At 60.6% G+C, this 17,742-nt stretch carries 11 protein-coding genes; 8 read left to right on the forward strand and 3 right to left on the reverse strand.

All coding sequences use genetic code 11. The annotated features are described in order from the left end of the window. Positions 1–71 precede the first annotated feature (71 nt). Positions 72–764: a methyltransferase domain-containing protein gene (gene trmB, locus PTE30175_RS13815; protein WP_150697634.1), complete on the forward strand. Its 693-nt coding sequence runs from the start codon at positions 72–74 to the stop codon at positions 762–764. 45 nt (positions 765–809) lie between these two features. Here the strand turns inward: trmB and PTE30175_RS13820 are convergent, their stop codons facing one another. The 3 genes from PTE30175_RS13820 to PTE30175_RS13830 form a co-directional block, all read right to left on the reverse strand. Further along, entirely contained in the window at positions 810–1,988 is a 1,179-nt protein-coding gene (locus tag PTE30175_RS13820) for a DUF2863 family protein (RefSeq protein WP_150697635.1), read from the reverse strand. Positions 1,989–2,063: 75 nt separating this feature from the next. After that, positions 2,064–2,570, reverse strand: coding sequence for a methylated-DNA--[protein]-cysteine S-methyltransferase (locus tag PTE30175_RS13825; RefSeq protein ID WP_150697636.1), 507 nt, complete (start codon positions 2,568–2,570; stop codon positions 2,064–2,066). 83 nt (positions 2,571–2,653) lie between these two features. Further along, the gene (locus PTE30175_RS13830) at positions 2,654–4,117 is read right to left on the reverse strand and encodes a DNA-3-methyladenine glycosylase 2 (protein ID WP_150697637.1); all 1,464 of its coding nucleotides are present in this window, start codon (positions 4,115–4,117) and stop codon (positions 2,654–2,656) included. Between the two features lie 322 nt (positions 4,118–4,439). On the opposite strand from PTE30175_RS13830, the gene PTE30175_RS13835 reads away from it, so the two are divergent. The 7 genes from PTE30175_RS13835 to PTE30175_RS13865 all read left to right on the forward strand — a co-directional run bounded on the left by PTE30175_RS13835 (position 4,440) and on the right by PTE30175_RS13865 (position 17,659). Beyond that, entirely contained in the window at positions 4,440–6,599 is a 2,160-nt protein-coding gene (locus tag PTE30175_RS13835; protein ID WP_150697638.1) for a type I secretion system permease/ATPase, read from the forward strand. 2 nt (positions 6,600–6,601) lie between these two features. Continuing rightward, entirely contained in the window at positions 6,602–8,029 is a 1,428-nt protein-coding gene (locus PTE30175_RS13840; RefSeq protein WP_224788763.1) for an HlyD family type I secretion periplasmic adaptor subunit, read from the forward strand. A 124-nt stretch (positions 8,030–8,153) separates the two neighbouring features. Beyond that, on the forward strand, positions 8,154–8,684 hold the full coding sequence (locus tag PTE30175_RS13845) for a hypothetical protein (protein ID WP_150697639.1): 531 nt from the start codon (positions 8,154–8,156) through the stop codon (positions 8,682–8,684). An 81-nt stretch (positions 8,685–8,765) separates the two neighbouring features. Next, positions 8,766–9,338 (forward strand): hypothetical protein, encoded by a 573-nt coding sequence (locus tag PTE30175_RS13850; protein WP_150697640.1) that lies wholly within the window; start codon positions 8,766–8,768, stop codon positions 9,336–9,338. Positions 9,339–9,650: 312 nt separating this feature from the next. Beyond that, complete coding sequence (locus tag PTE30175_RS13855; protein WP_191629049.1) at positions 9,651–12,725, forward strand: cadherin-like domain-containing protein; 3,075 nt, start codon at positions 9,651–9,653, stop codon at positions 12,723–12,725. Then, positions 12,625–16,146 (forward strand): S8 family serine peptidase, encoded by a 3,522-nt coding sequence (locus PTE30175_RS29040; RefSeq protein WP_191629050.1) that lies wholly within the window; start codon positions 12,625–12,627, stop codon positions 16,144–16,146. Before PTE30175_RS13855 ends, PTE30175_RS29040 begins: the two co-directional genes overlap by 101 nt. Positions 16,147–16,420: 274 nt before the next feature. Further along, on the forward strand, positions 16,421–17,659 hold the full coding sequence (locus PTE30175_RS13865) for a TolC family outer membrane protein (RefSeq protein ID WP_191629052.1): 1,239 nt from the start codon (positions 16,421–16,423) through the stop codon (positions 17,657–17,659). The last annotated feature ends 83 nt before the right edge of the window (positions 17,660–17,742 follow it).

The following is a 17,742-nucleotide window of genomic DNA, read 5'->3' on the forward strand; positions in this document are numbered from 1 at the left end:
GCGCGTCAGCCAAGATTACGGCGCGCTACAATGCCGTCTTGAGCGCCTCGCATTTCTTATTCCTGTTCCGCATGTTCGCCAATTCCCGTCCCGTCACGAGCCCCCAAGCCGGTCCGCACGACAAGCTCGCCGAGTTGCTCGACCGGCATTGCGGCGCGCCGTTCCGCAAGCCGCTCGCGGCCTATAGCGCGCCGGCGTTCGATGCGGCGATGGCGGCGTGGCGTGCGGCGGGCGCAGCGCCGTTGATCATCGACGCGGGGTGCGGTGTCGGCGAAAGCACGCTGCATCTGGCGACGCAGTACCCGGATCATTTCGTGATCGGCGTCGACCAGTCGGCGAGCCGCATCACGCGCGGGAAAGATTGGTGGGATGGCGAGTGGCCTGAGAATTTCGCGTGGGTGCGCGCCGATCTCGTCGATTTCTGGCGGCAGTTGCATGACGCCGGGATTGCGCCGGCGCGGCACTACATACTATATCCGAATCCGTGGCCGAAAATCGGGCAACTGGCCCGGCGGTGGCATGGGCATCCGGTATTCCCGACGGTGGCGGCGCTCGGCGGCATCATCGAATGCCGCAGCAACTGGCCCGTCTACATCGACGAATTCGCGTTTGCATTGACGCGGCTGACCGGTGTTCCGGTCGACCTGCAAGCATGGGTGCCCGAGGCGCCGATGACGCCGTTTGAACGGAAGTACCTCGCATCCGGCCACCCGTTGTATCGATGCGCGGCAAACTTGCCAAGGGTGTCGACCCGAGCGCAATGACAGGAGGGGGCTGCCGCGGACATCCGTGGCAACCTCCGCTCCGACTCAATGAAAATGCGGCCGGTTGGGTTCCGCGTCTTCCGGCATTTCCGCATGGACCACTTCTCCGAGCGGATCCGGATAAAGCGGCACGCCGCAGTCGTCGCAAAATTCGGGATCGAAACGGCCCGGATGCTTGCGGATTTCCGTCACGCCGCATTCCTTGAGCAGGTCGGTCACTTCCTCGAGTGCGCCGCCTTCGACTTCGCCGTTCTCGCGCCCGTACAGCGGCCACACCACACCGTAGATCACATCGTTGCTGCCGCGTTGGGTGAACGCGACGCGGTATTCGTCGATATTCTGCTCGCCGAATCCGGCCACCACCGCGCGCAATTCCACCGGCGTCAATGTGAGCACGTCTTCAAGGTAACGCAGGGCCGTGCGGATCGTATGCGGACGGATGCGTTCGTCGGCTTCGCGGCAACTGGCATAGTAGGCATCGGGCAGCAGCGACTCGATCTCGCAGCCGGGCAGCAGTGCGCCCAGGTTGGGGCCGCCTTGCGTGGCCCATTGTTCCTGGCACTGGCCGCGTTCGGCGTGACGCGGGCCGTCTTCCTGCCAACGGAACATCGGCGCGCCGCGCGGCACGGCGACGGCGGCGAGCAGGAAACGGGGATCGGCCAGAATCGGCGCGGTTTCGGGCAGGTCGCCGGTCGGCTGACGGGCTTCCGTACGTTCGACGGCCGCTTGCGCGAGTTGCTGTGTAACGCGCCATGCCTCGCAATGCGTGCGCGGCAGCTGGTCGATGCTGTACAGGTAAGGCGACAGGACGGCGCGCGCCTGTTCGGCCACCACGTGGGCATGCAGATGCGCGGACAGGGGCAGCAGGGCGTCTTGCTTCAGCGCGCCCGACGGGATTGCGTAACGTGTCCAGGCGAGGACCGGAATCGCGACGAGCAAAGCGTCCCATGTTTGTCCCTCGGCTTCGATCTCGGCCGATTCGCTTTGCGATTCGATCAAATCCGCGAGCGCGCCGTAGGCTTCACTGTGATTGGCCTGCAGATGGTCGAGCGCCGTGTCGAGCGCGGCCTGGTTGCCCGTGCGCAGCAGGCGCGTGAGCAAGGTGTCGAGCTGCTCTTCCCAGAATCGGTCTTCAATACGGCTCCCCGAGGCGGCCAGCGCAAGGGCGTGGCCGACCAGCTTTTCAGCGTCGGGAGTCAAGCGTTTGGCGGTGCGTGAGCGCATAGTCTTGCAAATCGGGTGCAGATAAAGACAGGATTGTACGGCAAGCCCGCGCTGGAAACCGGGATCGCATGAGAATCAGGCGAATAGCGCGCCGGTTTCGCCCTGCGTGACGCCTTCGACCGTCAGCAAGGCGCGCTTGCGATCGAGGCCTCCCGCATAGCCGGTCAGCGTGCCGTCGCTCCCCAGGACACGGTGGCACGGCACGATCACCGAGATCGGATTGCGTCCCGTGGCCGTGCCGACGGCGCGCGCATGGTTGCTGCCGCCGAAAGCCGCCGCAATGGCGCCGTAGGTCGTCGTGCTGCCGTAGGGGATGGCGCGCAGCGCATCCCAGACGCGCTTCTGGAACGGCGTACCCTGCGGGCGAAGCGGGAGATCGAAGCGGCGGCGGCCTTCGTGGAAAAATTCGTCCAGCGCTGCGCGGGTGCGGCCGATGACCGCGAGATCGCCGCCGTCGCGCCATTCGGGGGAGGTGGTCGGAAAGTACTTCTGTCCGTCGAAGTATACGCCGCATAGCGCATCTCCGTCGGCGAGCAACAGCATTTCGCCGAGCGGGCTGTGATAGTGGGCTTGGAAAATCATGCCGGGTTCCTTGTTCGAGTGGTGGGCTGCAGCGGGAGGGACGGCAGCCGGGATGACCCGATGCCGTCGCGCTTCCCCTGAACTCAGGCTTTGGGTTCGCCTTGGGCCAAAGCAGCGGCTTCACGCCACAGGTGCAACGCCGCATAGGCGCGCCAGGGTGCCCATTGGGCCGCGTGGGCCGCCACTTCGCGTTCGTCCTTCAGGCGCAGGTGCTGGCGCAGCACCAGATCGCCCGCCGGCAGCGCATCCGGCGAGCCCAGGGCCCGCATCGCGATGTACTGCGCCGTCCATGGCCCAATACCCTTGATCGCGAGCAGCGCCGCGGTCGTCGCTTCCAGGGGGGCAAGCGGATCGAGGCGAAGCGTGCCGTCGAGCAACGCGGCGGCGACCGCCTGGATCGCCGCCGCACGCGTACGGATCAATCCCGCGCCGCACAGTGCGTCGATGGTTGCGTTCGCCAGGGCAGCGGCGTCCGGAAACGTATGTGTCAGGCCCTCGACCGGTTCGGCCAACGGTGTACCGAAACGCTCGGTCAGGCGGCCCAGCACGCGCCGTGCGCCTTGCACCGTGACCTGTTGCCCCACGATCGCGCGTACCGCGATTTCCAGTCCGTCGACCGCGCCCGGCACGCGCAAGCCTGGTTTTGCAGCGGCCAACGGACCGAGATGCGCGTCGATGACATCCGGCCGGGCGCCGAGATCGAACAGATGCCGGAGCTTGCCGAGCACTTGCGGTACCACCCGTGCCAGTTGCGGCGGCATGGTGACCTGCAATGCATGCCGCTGGGGCAGTTGCGCGACGCGGCACCAGCCTGTCACGGCCTCCCCGGCGGCCAGCTCAATGCGCAGTGTCCGGCAATACACATCGCCGTCACGCCGCTCGACACCTTCAATGGCGCGATGACCAAGGAAGTCGAGCAGTGCGTCCCACGCCAGCGGCGGGCGATAGGCCAACTGGAAGACAAGGCCGCCCTCATCGGCCGCCGGGGCCGCATGCGCGCGGAGGCGGCCCGGCGCGAAGCCGTATCTCGTCTTGAACAGGCCGTTGAAGCGGCGCACGCTTCCGAACCCGGCGGCCAGTGCGACGTCGGTCACGGGCAATGCCGTATCCGTGAGCAAACGCTTGGCGAGCAACAGCCGTTGCGTTTGTGCGTATTCGACCGGCGAAACGCCAAACTCGGCTGCGAAGATGCGCCGAAGGTGCCGCTCAGTGACGCCGATACGTGAAGCCAGACCGGGGAGGTCTGCACCGTTGAGGAAGCCGTCATCGATCATCGCGGCGGCGGCATCCGCCAGTTCGCGCGCCGCGTCGAAGCGCGCAACGCCCGGCGCCAGTTCGGGCCGGCATTTGAGGCACGGACGATAACCGGCCTTCTCGGCGGCGGCCGCACTGCTGTAAAACGTGCAGTTCTCGAAGCGCGGCGTCTTGACGGCGCAAACCGGCCGGCAGTAGATGCCGGTCGACGAAACGCCGACGAAGAACCAGCCGTCGAAGCGGCGGTCGCGCGCGGCGACGGCCTTGTAGCAAGCGGCTGGATCGAGGGTCATGAGCGAGGACGGTGGATGACTTGCATGCCGTCACTCTACGCGCGGATCGCGCAGGGCGCTAGCCATTTTCGGACATGACGGCGTGGCGTTCTTCAGGTGCCGGGCGTGCGCGTAACGGCCTGCGCTTTGTCCCAATCAGTCTCGAATAGGGGGCCTATTAGCCAATTTTTGGAAGATTTTCGGAAATTGCTCATTTAGTCTGCGCTGGGCCCCCGGTAACGTCTCTTCTTCTTCCGGGCAGTCGGCGCGCAGGCCTTGCTTCAGAAAAGCGGTGCTTCTTCTTGCCGGGGGTAATGAAAACACTACAGCAAACGCACAACCTATGTCTGCTTCACTGCCGTCGAATGCCGACGACGAATCCAGTACCCAACCGCCCCTGTCGTTGGACACCGGGCTCGCTTCCTTTGTGATGATTGCCCGGTACCACGCGCTCGCCGTGGAGGCGGACCAAATAGCCCACGAATTCTGCGCCGACGGCAAGGCACTGGAACTGCCAGGCATGCTCCTGGCGGCCAGGCGACTCGGCCTCAAGGCCAAAGTGGTCACGCCAGTGGCGGCGCGTCTTGTCCGAACGCCGTTGCCAGCGGTAGCCGTCGCGCGAGATGGAGGCTACTTCATCGTCGCGCGATGTGACGGCGACAAGGTACTGATTCATGACCCGGTGCAAAAGCGTCCGCAGACGTTGACGTTGGCCGAATTTTCCGAGCGTTCGAATGGCCAGCTTGTCCTGTTTGCCTCGCGGGCGTCGGTTGCGGGCGACATGGCCAGATTTGACTTTACCTGGTTTGTCCCGGCCATTGTGAAATACCGGCGACTGCTTGCCGAAGTCGTCCTGGTTTCCTTCGTCTTGCAGCCGTTTGCGCTGGTGACGCCCATGTTTTTTCAGGTTGTCATGGACAAGGTGCTGGTCCATCGCGGCTTCAGCACGCTTGACGTGATCGCGGTGGGGTTGTTGGCCGTCGTGATCTTCGAGGTGCTTCTCACGGCATTGCGAACCTTTGTGTTTGCGCACACTACCAGCCGGATCGACGTCGAGCTCGGCGCCAGACTATTTCGTCATTTGCTGAATCTCCCGCTGGCCTATTTCCAGGCGAGGCGCGTTGGCGATTCCGTGGCGCGTGTTCGGGAGCTGGAAAACGTGCGTGCGTTCCTCACGGGAAATGCCATTACGTTGGTCCTGGACCTGTTTTTCTCGATCGCATTCCTGGCGGTCATGTTTCATTACAGCCCGACGTTGACATGGATTGTCGTGGGGTCCTTGCCTTGCTACATGGCGCTGACGCTGGGATTCACCCCTGCGTTGCGGGCGCGCTTGAATGAAAAATTCAATCGAGGTGCAGAGAATCAGGCTTTCCTCGTGGAAACGGTAAGCGGGATTCATACGGTCAAGGCGATGGCGGTTGAGCCGCAGTGGACGCGGAAATGGGATAAGCAGCTCGCCGCTTACGTTGCGTCGAGCTTTCGCACGGCGACGATAAGCACCGTTGCCAACGGTGGCGTGTCGCTCGTCGGCAAAGTCGTGACCGTGGCCACGATGTACTTCGGCGCGAAACTGGTCATCGAAGCTGAGTTGAGTGTTGGGCAGTTGATCGCATTCAATATGCTTGCCGGGCATGTCGCCACGCCGGTGATGCGGCTGGCCCAGATGTGGACGGACTTTCAGCAGACCGGGATATCGGTTCAGCGTCTCGGGGACATCCTCAATACGCGTACGGAAATCGCCGGTGCGAAAAGCGCCTTGCCTGCGATACGCGGTGCGATTCGGTTCGAGGGCACGACATTTCGTTACCGCCCGGATGGGCCGGAAGTGCTCAGATCGATCGAACTCGATATCCGGCAAGGCGAGGTGATCGGCATTGTCGGCCGTTCCGGTTCGGGCAAGAGCACGCTCACGAAGCTGATTCAGCGCCTGTACGTGCCTGAGCGCGGGCGGGTCCTTGTCGACGGAATCGACCTGGCACTCGTCGACGCGTCGTCGTTGCGCCGTCAGGTCGGCGTCGTGCTGCAGGAGAGCACGCTTTTCAACGGCACCGTTCGGGAAAACATTGCGCTGATCGATCCCGGCGCGCCGCTCGAAACCGTGATGCGCGCCGCGGAACTGGCCGGTGCCCACGAGTTCATTGCCGAGCTTGCCGATGGATACGACACGATGGTAGGCGAGCATGGGGCGACGCTTTCCGGCGGGCAGCGCCAGCGGATCGCCATTGCCCGGGCGTTGATGTCGAACCCGAGAATTCTGATCTTCGACGAAGCGACCAGCGCACTGGATTACGAGTCGGAGCGCATTGTTCAAGCCAATATGCGCGCCATCTGCCGTGGCAGAACCGTACTGATCGTGGCGCACCGTCTGTCGGCAGTGCGCGGCGCGAACCGGATTGTCGTCATGGAGCGCGGGCAGATAGCGGAAAGCGGGGCGCACGCGGATCTTCTCAAGGACCCCAACGGCCTTTACGCAAGACTGCATGGGATGCAGGGAGGCTGACGATGACGCTCATGACGCGGTTGGGTGCATTGAGGGAATTGCTGGCGCGCCACGCCGATGCGTTGCGCGAGGCGCGGGCCGGACGCCGGCAAACCGACGCGAGGCACTACCTGGCGTATGAGGCGGATTTTCTTCCGGCTGCCTTGGCGTTGCGTGAGAAGCCCGTATCCGTGTTGCCGAGGGCGACGATGTGGACATTGATGGCCCTTGCCGAGCTCGCCGTGTTGTGGGCGGTCTTCGGGCGAGTCGACGTCGTGGCGACGGCCCAGGGCAAATTGATCCCGAGCGATCGAACGAAGGTCATTCAGCCGGTGGAGACTGCCGCCGTTGTGGCGATTCACGTGAGTGATGGCGACAACGTTCGTGCCGGGGATGTACTGATCGAACTGGATGCAACCGCTGTGCAAGCCGATAGGGACCGGATCGCCAATGATCTTCGGGTTGAGCGCATGCAGGTGGCTCGGGCGCGCGCGATGCTCGAATCACTGGAGAAAGGCCGTGCAGTGGATCTCGACGTGCCGGAGGGTGTGACGCCGGCCGAATCGCTGGAAGCGCGCACGCATCTTTCTGGCCAATTCGCTGAGTACGAAGCGCGTATGGCGCGCATTAACGCCGAAATCGAGCGCCACGCTGCCGAAATGCGCTCAACACGTGCGCTGGTGACGAAGCTTGAACAGACGGTGCCGATTGCCCGACAACGGGCGCGCGATTTTGAAGCGCTGGCCGACAAGCAATTCGTTTCGCGGCATAGCTATCTGGAGCGCGAGCAGTTTCGCATCGAGCAGGAGGCGGATCTCGCGGCCCAACGCGGCAGATTGGGCGAAATTGCCGCTGCGTCCCGGCAAGCGGAACGGCAACGCGCGGAATTGGCTGCCCAGACGCGCCGAATTCATCTGGATGGCGTGAACGAAGGCGGGCAAAAGGTGACTGCGCTCGCGAAGGAACTTGTCAAAGCCGAAATGCGTGAGCGCCTGATGCGGTTGGTCGCGCCAGTCGACGGCACGATACAGCAATTGGCGGTGCATACGGTCGGCGGGGTGGTGACGCCGGCTCAGGCACTGATGGCGATCGTGCCAAAAGACAACCCGGTCGAGATCGAGGCCTTTCTCGAAAACAAGGATGTCGGTTTTGTGCACGTCGGACAGGCAGTGGAGGTCAAGGTCGAAACGTTTCAATACACCAAGTACGGAACGGTTCCGGGAAAGGTGATCAGCATTTCCGATGATGCGATCAGGGACGAAAAGCGCGGGCTGATCTATGCGGCGCGAATTGGCTTGGCGCGCTCATCGATCGGCGTGGATGGGAAAGCACTGAAGTTGTCTTCCGGTATGGCGGTCACTGCGGAGATCAAGACGGGACGGCGGCGCGTGATTGAGTATTTCTTGAGTCCGTTGATGCAATACAAGGCGGAGAGCCTTCGGGAGAGATAGATTTTTTGATGTTGTATTGGTGATTGGTTTTACTATATTTAGTAATACGAAATTTATGATGGTTGTTGCATGAGTGTTTTTGTTTGATGGTTAATTGTTCGCATCTATTTAATGGGAGAAGCTTGTGTTTCGATTGCGATATTTTGTGTTCTGTATGTGGAATGTTTTATTCGCTCTGTCGGCCTTGTTGGCGGTGATGACGCCATCAGATGTGTTGCATCATGAGTGGGCCGAGAAATGGGTGGAAAGCATATTGACGTTAATCCCTGAGTTGCTTGATGTGCCAAATGAATCTCATGCTGTGCAGGTTGTTCCGTTTTATCACGCGACAATGATTGCATTAATGCTCGTATTTGTCCCTCTGTCGATATTTGGTGGCGTGCGATTGCCTTCGGTGGAGCGGGAGAAAATCTATGCGAACTTCCCGGAAAAGATGAAGTGGGTGTGGATATTTGTTATTTCAATTGTCGGGGTATGTGGTGCGTTGATTGTTTTGAAAGTGGGGTATGTGCAAGGTAAGGGGAGCATCTTGTGGTATTCGCGCTTTCATTTGTTTTTCGGGGGGTATTTGCCGTATTTGGTGATAGCTTTCTCTTCCTATTGCGCTGCGGTTGCGGTTTGTGGTTTTAGGGAGTATTCAAGGGAAAACGGTTAGTTTTCGTGAGGGCGCTCGTGTTTTGGATTGGGTGTTTGGATATCAAGTTAAAGACATTTTTTGGAAATTAGGTGGTGATGCTTGAGATCTATATCGCATAAGCCAAATCGAAGGGATAAGTTATTTTCTGTTGCATTGTTCGGCGGCCAGTTTTTTATTTCCACCGTTCTTTCATTGTTGATTCCTTCTGACGTGTTGACGTTTGAATCGGCGCGAATTTGGGTTTTTTCGATTTTAAAGGTTGCGCCGAAATTGCTGAATGTTCCGTCCGAGTCCCTCATTCCTCAGGTCGTGATTTTCTACCATGCGACGATGGTCGCAATATTTATCGCATTGGTGCCGGTTGCGTTATTTTATGGTGCAACGGTATCCCTTAGGGTGCATGTTGTAAATATCCGTAAGTTTCGCTCAAAATCTCGGATGATATTCTCTTTTATTATTTCCGTGGGTGCATTATTTTTTGCGTGGTTAATTTTGCCTGGAGGTGGATATGGATTCGGGAGGGGGGAGTTATTTTGGTATTCAAGAATCACCATATTCTTGGGAGGATTTATTCCATACTGGATAATGATGTTATCCCTGATTGCTAGCGCGATTATCGCTGCGGAGCTGTTCTTTTGGTCTAAAAAACTTCCGTGGTTATATCGTCAATAGTGCGATTCTAAAATTTAGAAGGAAAAAATGAGTTCAAACGATAATAGTCATCGCGTGATACGAATTGTATTTGATTCCAGTATGGGCGCTTTTAGTCAAGGTATGCAGGATGCGTTGGCGAAGGCGTTAAAGGGGGCGGATGCTCAAACAAAGTTGGCGGCAAAGATTCCAGGAGCGAAAATCTGGTTGGTCGGAAACTTGGGAAATACGCTTCAGATAGGCGTTGGCCTTGGTGAAGGTGACGCCAATATTGTTGGTGAGGCACTCTTCAAAATCATCGGGAGCTCGATTGGCGGGGCCGTAGGAGCCACGGTGTTTGGCACAGTTGGTGCGCTAGTGCCTGTGCCTGGCGGGGCTTGGATTGGTCGAATCGGTGGCGCAGTCGGCGGGGCTTACTACGGGGAAAACAAGATTGCCGCCCGGCTCTGGAAGGAACTCACCGAAGCCTCCGGAAAGAACGCCATTCTTGATCTCGGCTTCACCCGGATGGAATTCAGTCTCAAAGACGCACCGCGAGTCTTGGGCCCCGGTGAAAATGTCCCAATTTCAGAAACCGCGACGGTGTTCAAACCCGTAGCTAGCCCCACCGACACGACATCCATCGACGTAGCGAGACAAACTGCAGACGGGCACACGGAAATCCTTGGTGGAGCTTGGCAGTTCACCCGCGACGCCAATGCCGCACCTTCCGACCAAAACTACACGATCAAGAAAGGCGACAGTCTCTGGCAACTGGCGATACGAGACGGCGTCAGCGTAGAAGACTACATCCGCGCCAATCCTCAAATCAAGAATCCTGACCTGGTCCACGAAGGCCAGATCATCAACCGCCCGAGCTTGCCGGCCGTCACCAACGATTTCGATCTGAACGTCAACCCCGACAGCCGCATCGCGAGCGAAGGTGCGAGCGACTTCGCGCAACAGACGCAACGCGTCGAAGACGGCATTGTCATCAGTGGTGGCAGTTGGAATGTCCGCGCAGACCGCGACAAGTTGAATCACGATCAAAGCGCCGCAGGTTTCATCGACAACACCGCATCCGTGGCAGCCTCGCGCATTCTTGCGGACGGCTGGCGGCCGGGCAACGGCAACCTGTCGACGCCCGTCATCGACCGCGTGCCGCTCGAAGACGGCAATAGCGTGCTGAACGGCGTCAACGGCGCGATCATCAACACCATCGGTGCGTGGGCGCAGAAGGCCGCGCCGACCGATCCCCTGATACTGGATCTGAATGGCGATGGCGTACGACTGACCGACTACGGCACGGCGCCCGTCTGGTTCGATGCCGACAACGATGGCGGAAGCCTGGAGCAGACCGGGTGGGTATCGCCCGAAGATGGCATTGTTGTCATGGACCGCAACGGCAATGACAAGATCGACAATATGTCCGAAGTCCTCTCGGAATACTTCACCGGCGAAGCCGGCAGTGAGGGAACGCCGGGAGAAAAACGATACAAGGACGGTTTCGCAGCCCTCAAGAGCCTCGACAGCAACAACGACAACGTCTTCGACAATCGCGATGACGCCTGGCAGCAAGTCACGGTGTGGGTCGACGCCAACCACGACGGCAAGAGCTGGATCGACGCCAACGGCAATGGCCAGCTGGATCCGAACGAAGCCTCCGAACTGAAAACGCTTGATGATCTGGGTATTACAAGCATCGATCTCAACCCGGTTCGACAGAGCGGTGAAGTGCGAGACGGCAATGAAGTGCTCGCGCGCGGGACATTCGTCCAGCACGGCGGGACGAAAGAAGCCGTAGGCGCCAATTTGCTGGTGAATCCGAATGGCAGCACGTTCGAGCAAAGCGGCAGCGGCACCGTGGTGCACACGGAACAGGGCGACAAACGCCTTGCACCCGGGAGTGCATACGTCGCCGGCGATGACGCCGGCGAAACCATCGACGTGGCGCAAAAAGGCGTGCGCAATGCCGTAGGCGGACGGGGCAACGACGCCTTGAAGGGCGATGCCGGCAATAATTGGTTGGCGGGAGGTATCGGCGCAGATCGTCTTGAAGGCGGCGACGGTGACGATGTACTGCTGATCGATGCAGACGACACATACGTGGACGGCGGCGCGGGGGTGGACATCGCTCACGTCGTTGGCGATCGTGCCGTCACGCTCAATCTCGCGGATACCGAGGTCGAAATCGTACATGGCGGGCGCGGGAACGACGTGTTGGTCGGCGGCGGGCGCAACAGCGTCTACATCGCGGGCGGCGCCGGTGATGACATCATCGTTGGCGGCGCCGGAAACGATGCGCTCTCGGGCGAGGATGGCGACGACATCATCGACGGCGGCGCGGGCAACGACGTGATCCGGGGGCACCGTGGGCGCGACCGTCTGTTCGGCGGCGATGGTGACGACTCTCTCGACGGTGGTGCCGACGACGACGTGTTGATGGGCGGCGCCGGCAACGATGTACTTCGCGGCGGCGGTGGCGACGACAGCATCGATGGCGGCGACGGCACCGATATCGTCCAGTTGTCCGGCAGCTTCTCCGAGTACCGAGTGACTCGAGGGGACGGTGGCGTCTGGATCAGCGATACGGTCGCTGGACGTGATGGCACCGACTTCGTCAAGGACGTCGAAAAGGCCAGCTTCAAAGATTTGACTTGGGTCGAGCTTCCGGGCGGTACCAGCGCTGGCCTGGAAAATCCAATGCCGGTTACCGATGTCGTCTTGGTCGACAAGAACGGAAAGCCCCTCGAGCGTCACGGCACGCATCTGATCGCAAAAGAGCAACTGGTGGCCAACGACATCGATTACCAGGACGATGTCCTGCGCATCTCGGAAGTCATGGAGGCAGTCGGAGGCGCCGTCGCGCTCACGGACGCCGGTGACGTGCTTTTCACTCCCGACGCGAGTTTCACAGGCGTGATGCGCTTCAAATATACGGTGGCCGATGCCAAGGGCAACCCGGCGGCGATCGTGACGCGGGTTGCTACCGGTGAACAGGCGTCGATGCGAGCCGCAGTGTTCCTGAAAACGAGCGACCTGCCGTCAGATAATCTCGTGACCGATCAATGGTATCTGAACGACACGAATGTCCTGCCGGTCTGGCGCGACTACAGCGGCAAGGGCGTGCGTATCGGCCAATTCGAAACCAACGGCGCATTCGGAAACAGCAAGGAAATCCTTGATTTTCGGCACCCGGATCTCAAGGACAACATTGACCCGGTCTGGCTGGCCGATGCTACCCCCGGGCGCAGGGCGGGCGAAGGGGCGGACGGCAAGACGTCGGAGCACGCAACCTTGGTCGCCGGCGTCATGGTGGCATCCAAAAATGGAGCGGGGGGGCGTCGGCGTCGCGTACGGGGCAACCCTTGGCGGCCATTGGCTCGACGCCAACGATTTGACTTCCCTCGCGCGCATGCAGGAGTATGACGTCGTCAACCATAGCTGGGGATCCAGCGATCGGTTCTCCCTTCGTTATGATAAGGCGTCGATCGGGGACACGTCGCCAGAATATCTCGATGCGCTGAAGCGTGGGCGAGGTGGTCTTGGCACGGTCATTGTCATGGCGGCAGGCAACGATCGTGCCGTCGGTGGCAACGGAAACTACAGCAGCCTGACGAATTCACGCACCAGCATCGTTGTCGGCGCCGTCAACGCCGAAACGGACCTGGGGCGACTTCAGGTTCGCGGCAAGCCATTCTCATCCCCGGGGGCCAGCATTCTCGTCAGCGCGCCGGGATCGAACATTGCATCCACGTCCAGTCTGCTTCAGAACGCGAACGGCTCCACGTTCGGCGCCGATGCCAAGACGGTACAGGGCACGAGTTTCGCGACGCCGATTGTGTCCGGCATCGTTGCATTGATGCTGGAAGCCAACCCCAGGCTGGGCTATCGCGACGTTCAGGAAATCCTGGCGTTATCGGCGCGCAAAGTCGACGATGCACAGACGACGTGGCAGACAAACGGAGCGACGCGCTGGAACGGGGGCGGTATGCATGTCAGTCATGACTACGGATATGGTCAGGTCGACGCACGCGCGGCGGTTCAGTTGGCACAGACGTGGGACGATCAACAAACGGAGAACAATCTGTTCGGCGCCCGCAAGGCGCCGGAATCCGGCCTGCTCGATCAGGCAATCCCTGACGGGAATGCGGACGGATTCAAACATTCACTAAGCATTTCCCAGACCGGCGTCACGACCGAACACGTTGAAGTGCGTATCCGGCTCACGCATGCGCGCCCTGGCGATCTGATCATCAAACTGATTTCGCCATCCGGCACCGAATCCGTCCTCATGGATCGCCCGGGAAAAAGCCCCGGTGATCCAGCCTCGCGGGGCGATGCGAGCTTCAATAAATCGAACACGCTCGATTTCGTATTCGGATCAGCGCTTCATCGAGGCGAGAGTGCCGACGGCAACTGGACGCTGCAGGTCATCGATACGGTGACGGGCGATACCGGTGTGCTGCATGAGTGGAGCCTGAATGCCATGGGCCACGCGGCAACGGCCAATGATCAGTATGTCTACACGGATGAATTCGCCGAGTTGGCGGGCAATGGCCGCAACGTGTTGAAGGATACGAATGGCGGCAGCGACACGATCAACGTCGCGGCAGTTTCGAGCAGCACCCGCGTCGATCTCTCGGCCGGTACGGCCTTGGTCGCAGGGGCCGCACTGTCGATCGAGAACGCCAATACGATCGAAAACATCGTCGGCGGAGAATTTGACGACGTGTTGACCGGGAACGACGAGGTGAATGTCCTTGTTGGCGGCCGGGGTAACGATACGCTCTCCGGCAATGGGGGCATGGATGCGCTGTTCGGGGGGCTCGGCGACGACATTCTGACGGGTGGGACAGGTGCGGATTTCTTCGTCATCGAACGCAACGCCGGTTCGGCCGACACGATCACCGATTTTGTTGTGGGCGAAGATCGCATCGTATTGTCAGGAATGGGCGCGAACGCGCAGTCGCAGTTGCGCTTTTCGCAAGACGGGGCGGACTCGTGCATGAGTCTCTCTGATGGGCAGACGATCGTTCTGAAGAACGTCGATGCCGGTAAATTGACGCTTGGGGACTTTGTCAGTGTTGATGAGGGCGTTCGGCCACGGGACATCGCTCACGGCCGCATGTTCGGCTTCGACAGCAACGCTGCCAAGGCGCAGGCAGTACTGCCTGACGGCGGTGTGACCTTCTGGGCCGGTGATGGCGATGACCGGGTATTCGGGGGCAGCGACAACGATATTATCCATGGCGGCGGCAACGATGTGCTGGTTGGGGAAATCGCCACCGACGCGCCATTGGGCGGCGACGACATCATTTATGGCGGCCCGGGAGATGACGTCGTCCGGGGTGGCCCGGGCAATGATGTCCTATGGGGCAACGAGGGATTGGATTACCTGAATGGCGATGCCGGCGACGATACGCTATATCTCGAAGGCGACCAGGGGCTGGTGGACTTCGAGGGGGGCGATCTCTTTGCCCGCACCCTCAATTTGGGGGGCGGTGCGTTGACCGGTGCCGGGGCGGCGGGGGCCGCCGGCGATGACCGCTTTGTTGTCGTCGAAGACCTCAGTCACACCGCATCGAATGGCGTGATGAAGAATCTGATCAACGATTTCGAAGTCGACAATCCCAACGAAAAAATCGATCTATCGCAGATCCGGGCCGTGTCATCGTTCGACGATTTGACCTTCAGCAATATGGTCATCGCCGGCCAACAATTCTTGCGCGTTTTTCTGGGCGAGATGAAATCGGGAACGCAATACGTCACCCTTCGCGGCATCCAGCAGGCGCAATTGTCGGCGCAGAACTTTATTTTTGGCGGGCCAGACAGGCAGGTGACGCCGAATCAAGTGCGAATCTCCGGAGCCCCCTGGGGTTACGTGGTGGCTGGCGATGCCGGCGGCAACACGCTGGAAGGGGGGCGGGGCGCCGACGTCATGGAGGGGCGGACAGGAGACGACACGTACATCGTTGACAATTGGGGCGACGTCATCAAGGAATTGGCGGGCGGCGGGTACGATACCGTCAAGTCGAGTCTGAGCTATACGTTGCCGGATGAAGTTGAGGCGCTGGTGTTGACCGGGCGCGCTCCCATCAACGGTACCGGCAACCGCAAGGCCAATCGCCTTGCAGGAAATGACGCGGACAACGTGTTGGACGGCGGTGCCGGCGCAGACGTACTGGCCGGCGGAAAGGGGAACGATACGTACGTTGTCGACAACACCTCGGATCGCGTCGTGGAGCGCGACGGTGAAGGTGCGGACACCGTTCGTGCCTCGGTGTCCTTCACGCTCGGCGATCACCTCGAGACCCTCACCTTGACGGGCGATGCTTACATCAATGGCACGGGCAATGCGCTCAACAATCGATTGGTCGGAAATTACGGGAACAATCGGTTGCTCGGTGGGGCGGGTGATGACGTGTTGGACCCAGGGCCCGGTGATGACTATCTGGTGGGCGGCCCAGGCTCAGATACCTATTTGGTCGGCCGGGGATGGGGGCACGACACGATCTTCAATCACGACGCGGGCGAAAACAAAAGCGACGTTCTGCAGTTCGCTTTCAACGTCGCTTCCGACCAGATCTGGTTTCGCCGCGCCGGCGACGACCTTGAAATCAGTGTGGTGGGGACCCGTGATGGGGCGACTGTCCGCAATTGGTATGCGGGCGAAGCGTTCCATCTCGACCAGATAAAGTCAGCGGACCGCAAGACGCTGACCGATAGCCAGGTCGACCAACTGGTGAGTGCGATGGCAGCGTTTTCGCCACCGGTCGCCGGACAGTCCACGCTGCCCGATGACTATCGCACCGCGCTTGCGCCTGTGCTGGCGGCCAGTTGGCAATGATGTAACGCGGCCAAGCGCGCTTCGGCGCATCCGAACGGCGCGCCTCGCTCTCGGAGCCGGGGCGCGCTGGCGCCGGGCGATGCGGGTCCGGATCGATCAGTCAATGCGGATGCTTTGCGCGCCATCGTTGGTCATTGACAACCCTCTTCGTTCTCCCTCGATGTTCAAGTCACGAATAAATTTGCGGCGAGGTCTTTTGCCTCACCGCGCAGTCCATTGGGCAGTTGCAGCCATTTGCGGATTTTTACTGAACTCCGCGATCGCGAGCGATCTGTTGGGTCTCTATCGCGATGCATTGCGTTTCGACCCACAGTTTTCCAGTGCCCGGGCCGCGCATGCGGCGAGCCATGAAGCGTTGCCGCAGGCGCGCGCGCGGTTGCTGCCGTCCCTGGACATACGCGGGCATGTCATGCGGGGGAGCGATATCAACGCCTATGCGGCTGACCGCAACCAGAAAACCTCCGGATATACGGTCTCGTTGAAACAGCCCTTGTTTCACTGGGGAGACTGGCAAACCTATCAGCAGGGAAAGCTCGCAGCGGTAAAGGCTGACATTGCGTTGGCCCAGGCGAATCAGGATCTGATGCTTCGCGTATCCGAGGCCTATTTCGAACTGCTGGTGGCGCAAGACGTCGCATCGCTAGCGCAGGCTCACCTCGCGGCCGTCGCGGAGCAATTGGCGCAGGCCTCTGCGGGGGCGCGTTTGGGCAATGCCACGATCGTCGACGTCCATGAGGCACAGGCGACCTGCGATCAGGCGATGGCCGACGAGATCGACGCCCGGGGCGTGCTCGAGGTGCGGCGTAGCGCGCTGGCTGCCATTGTTGGCCGCGACATTGACGCCGTCGATTCGCTGCGCTCAATGATTTCGCTGCCGCGGCCGATACCCGGCGAGTCCGGCGCATGGATTGCCCGGGCTGAGCTTCAGGCGTACGGCGTTCAACTGGGTGAGGTAACGCTTGAAACGGCGCGGCGAGAAACCGCCAAGGCACGTGCCGGGCACCTGCCGAACATCGATCTGGTGGCAAGCCGTGAGCGTCAGCATCGCGACGGTGGTGCGCCTTACTGGGGCGGTAGAAGAGACGCCAGCCAGATAGGCGTTCAGATCCAGATCCCGATTTTCGCCGGGTTTGCGGTGCAAAGTCGTGTTCGGGAGACGGCGGCGCTGGTCGAGAAGGCGAGGGACGAGTTGACGTATGCGCAGCGTACAGCGGGTCTCGAGGCGCGAAAAGCCCATGTGGGTGTGACCACGGGATTGATGCGCGTCGCCGCCCTCGAAGCGGCTGAGGCTTCCGCCCGGACGGCATTTGAGTCAAACCGGTTCGGGTATCAGCATCATGTTCGCCCGAACGTCGACGTGCTTAACGCGCAGTACAAGCTGTATCGCGTGCGTCGAGAACTGGCTCAGGCGCGGTACCGTACGTTGTTGGAAAGTTTGAGGCTGAAGGCCAGTACCGCTTCGCTGGACGAGGCTGACATCGCCGCCATGGGGCGTTTGTTATCCCGCTCGTAGCGGATTGCCTTCGATGCGGTGCGTGTGGATGTCGCTCGCCGACAAAATCACCCTGCAAAGACTTCCATGACGGCATCGCATTC

Origin of the sequence: Pandoraea terrae, from assembly GCF_902459695.1 — a bacterium.
GTDB lineage: Bacteria > Pseudomonadota > Gammaproteobacteria > Burkholderiales > Burkholderiaceae > Pandoraea > Pandoraea terrae.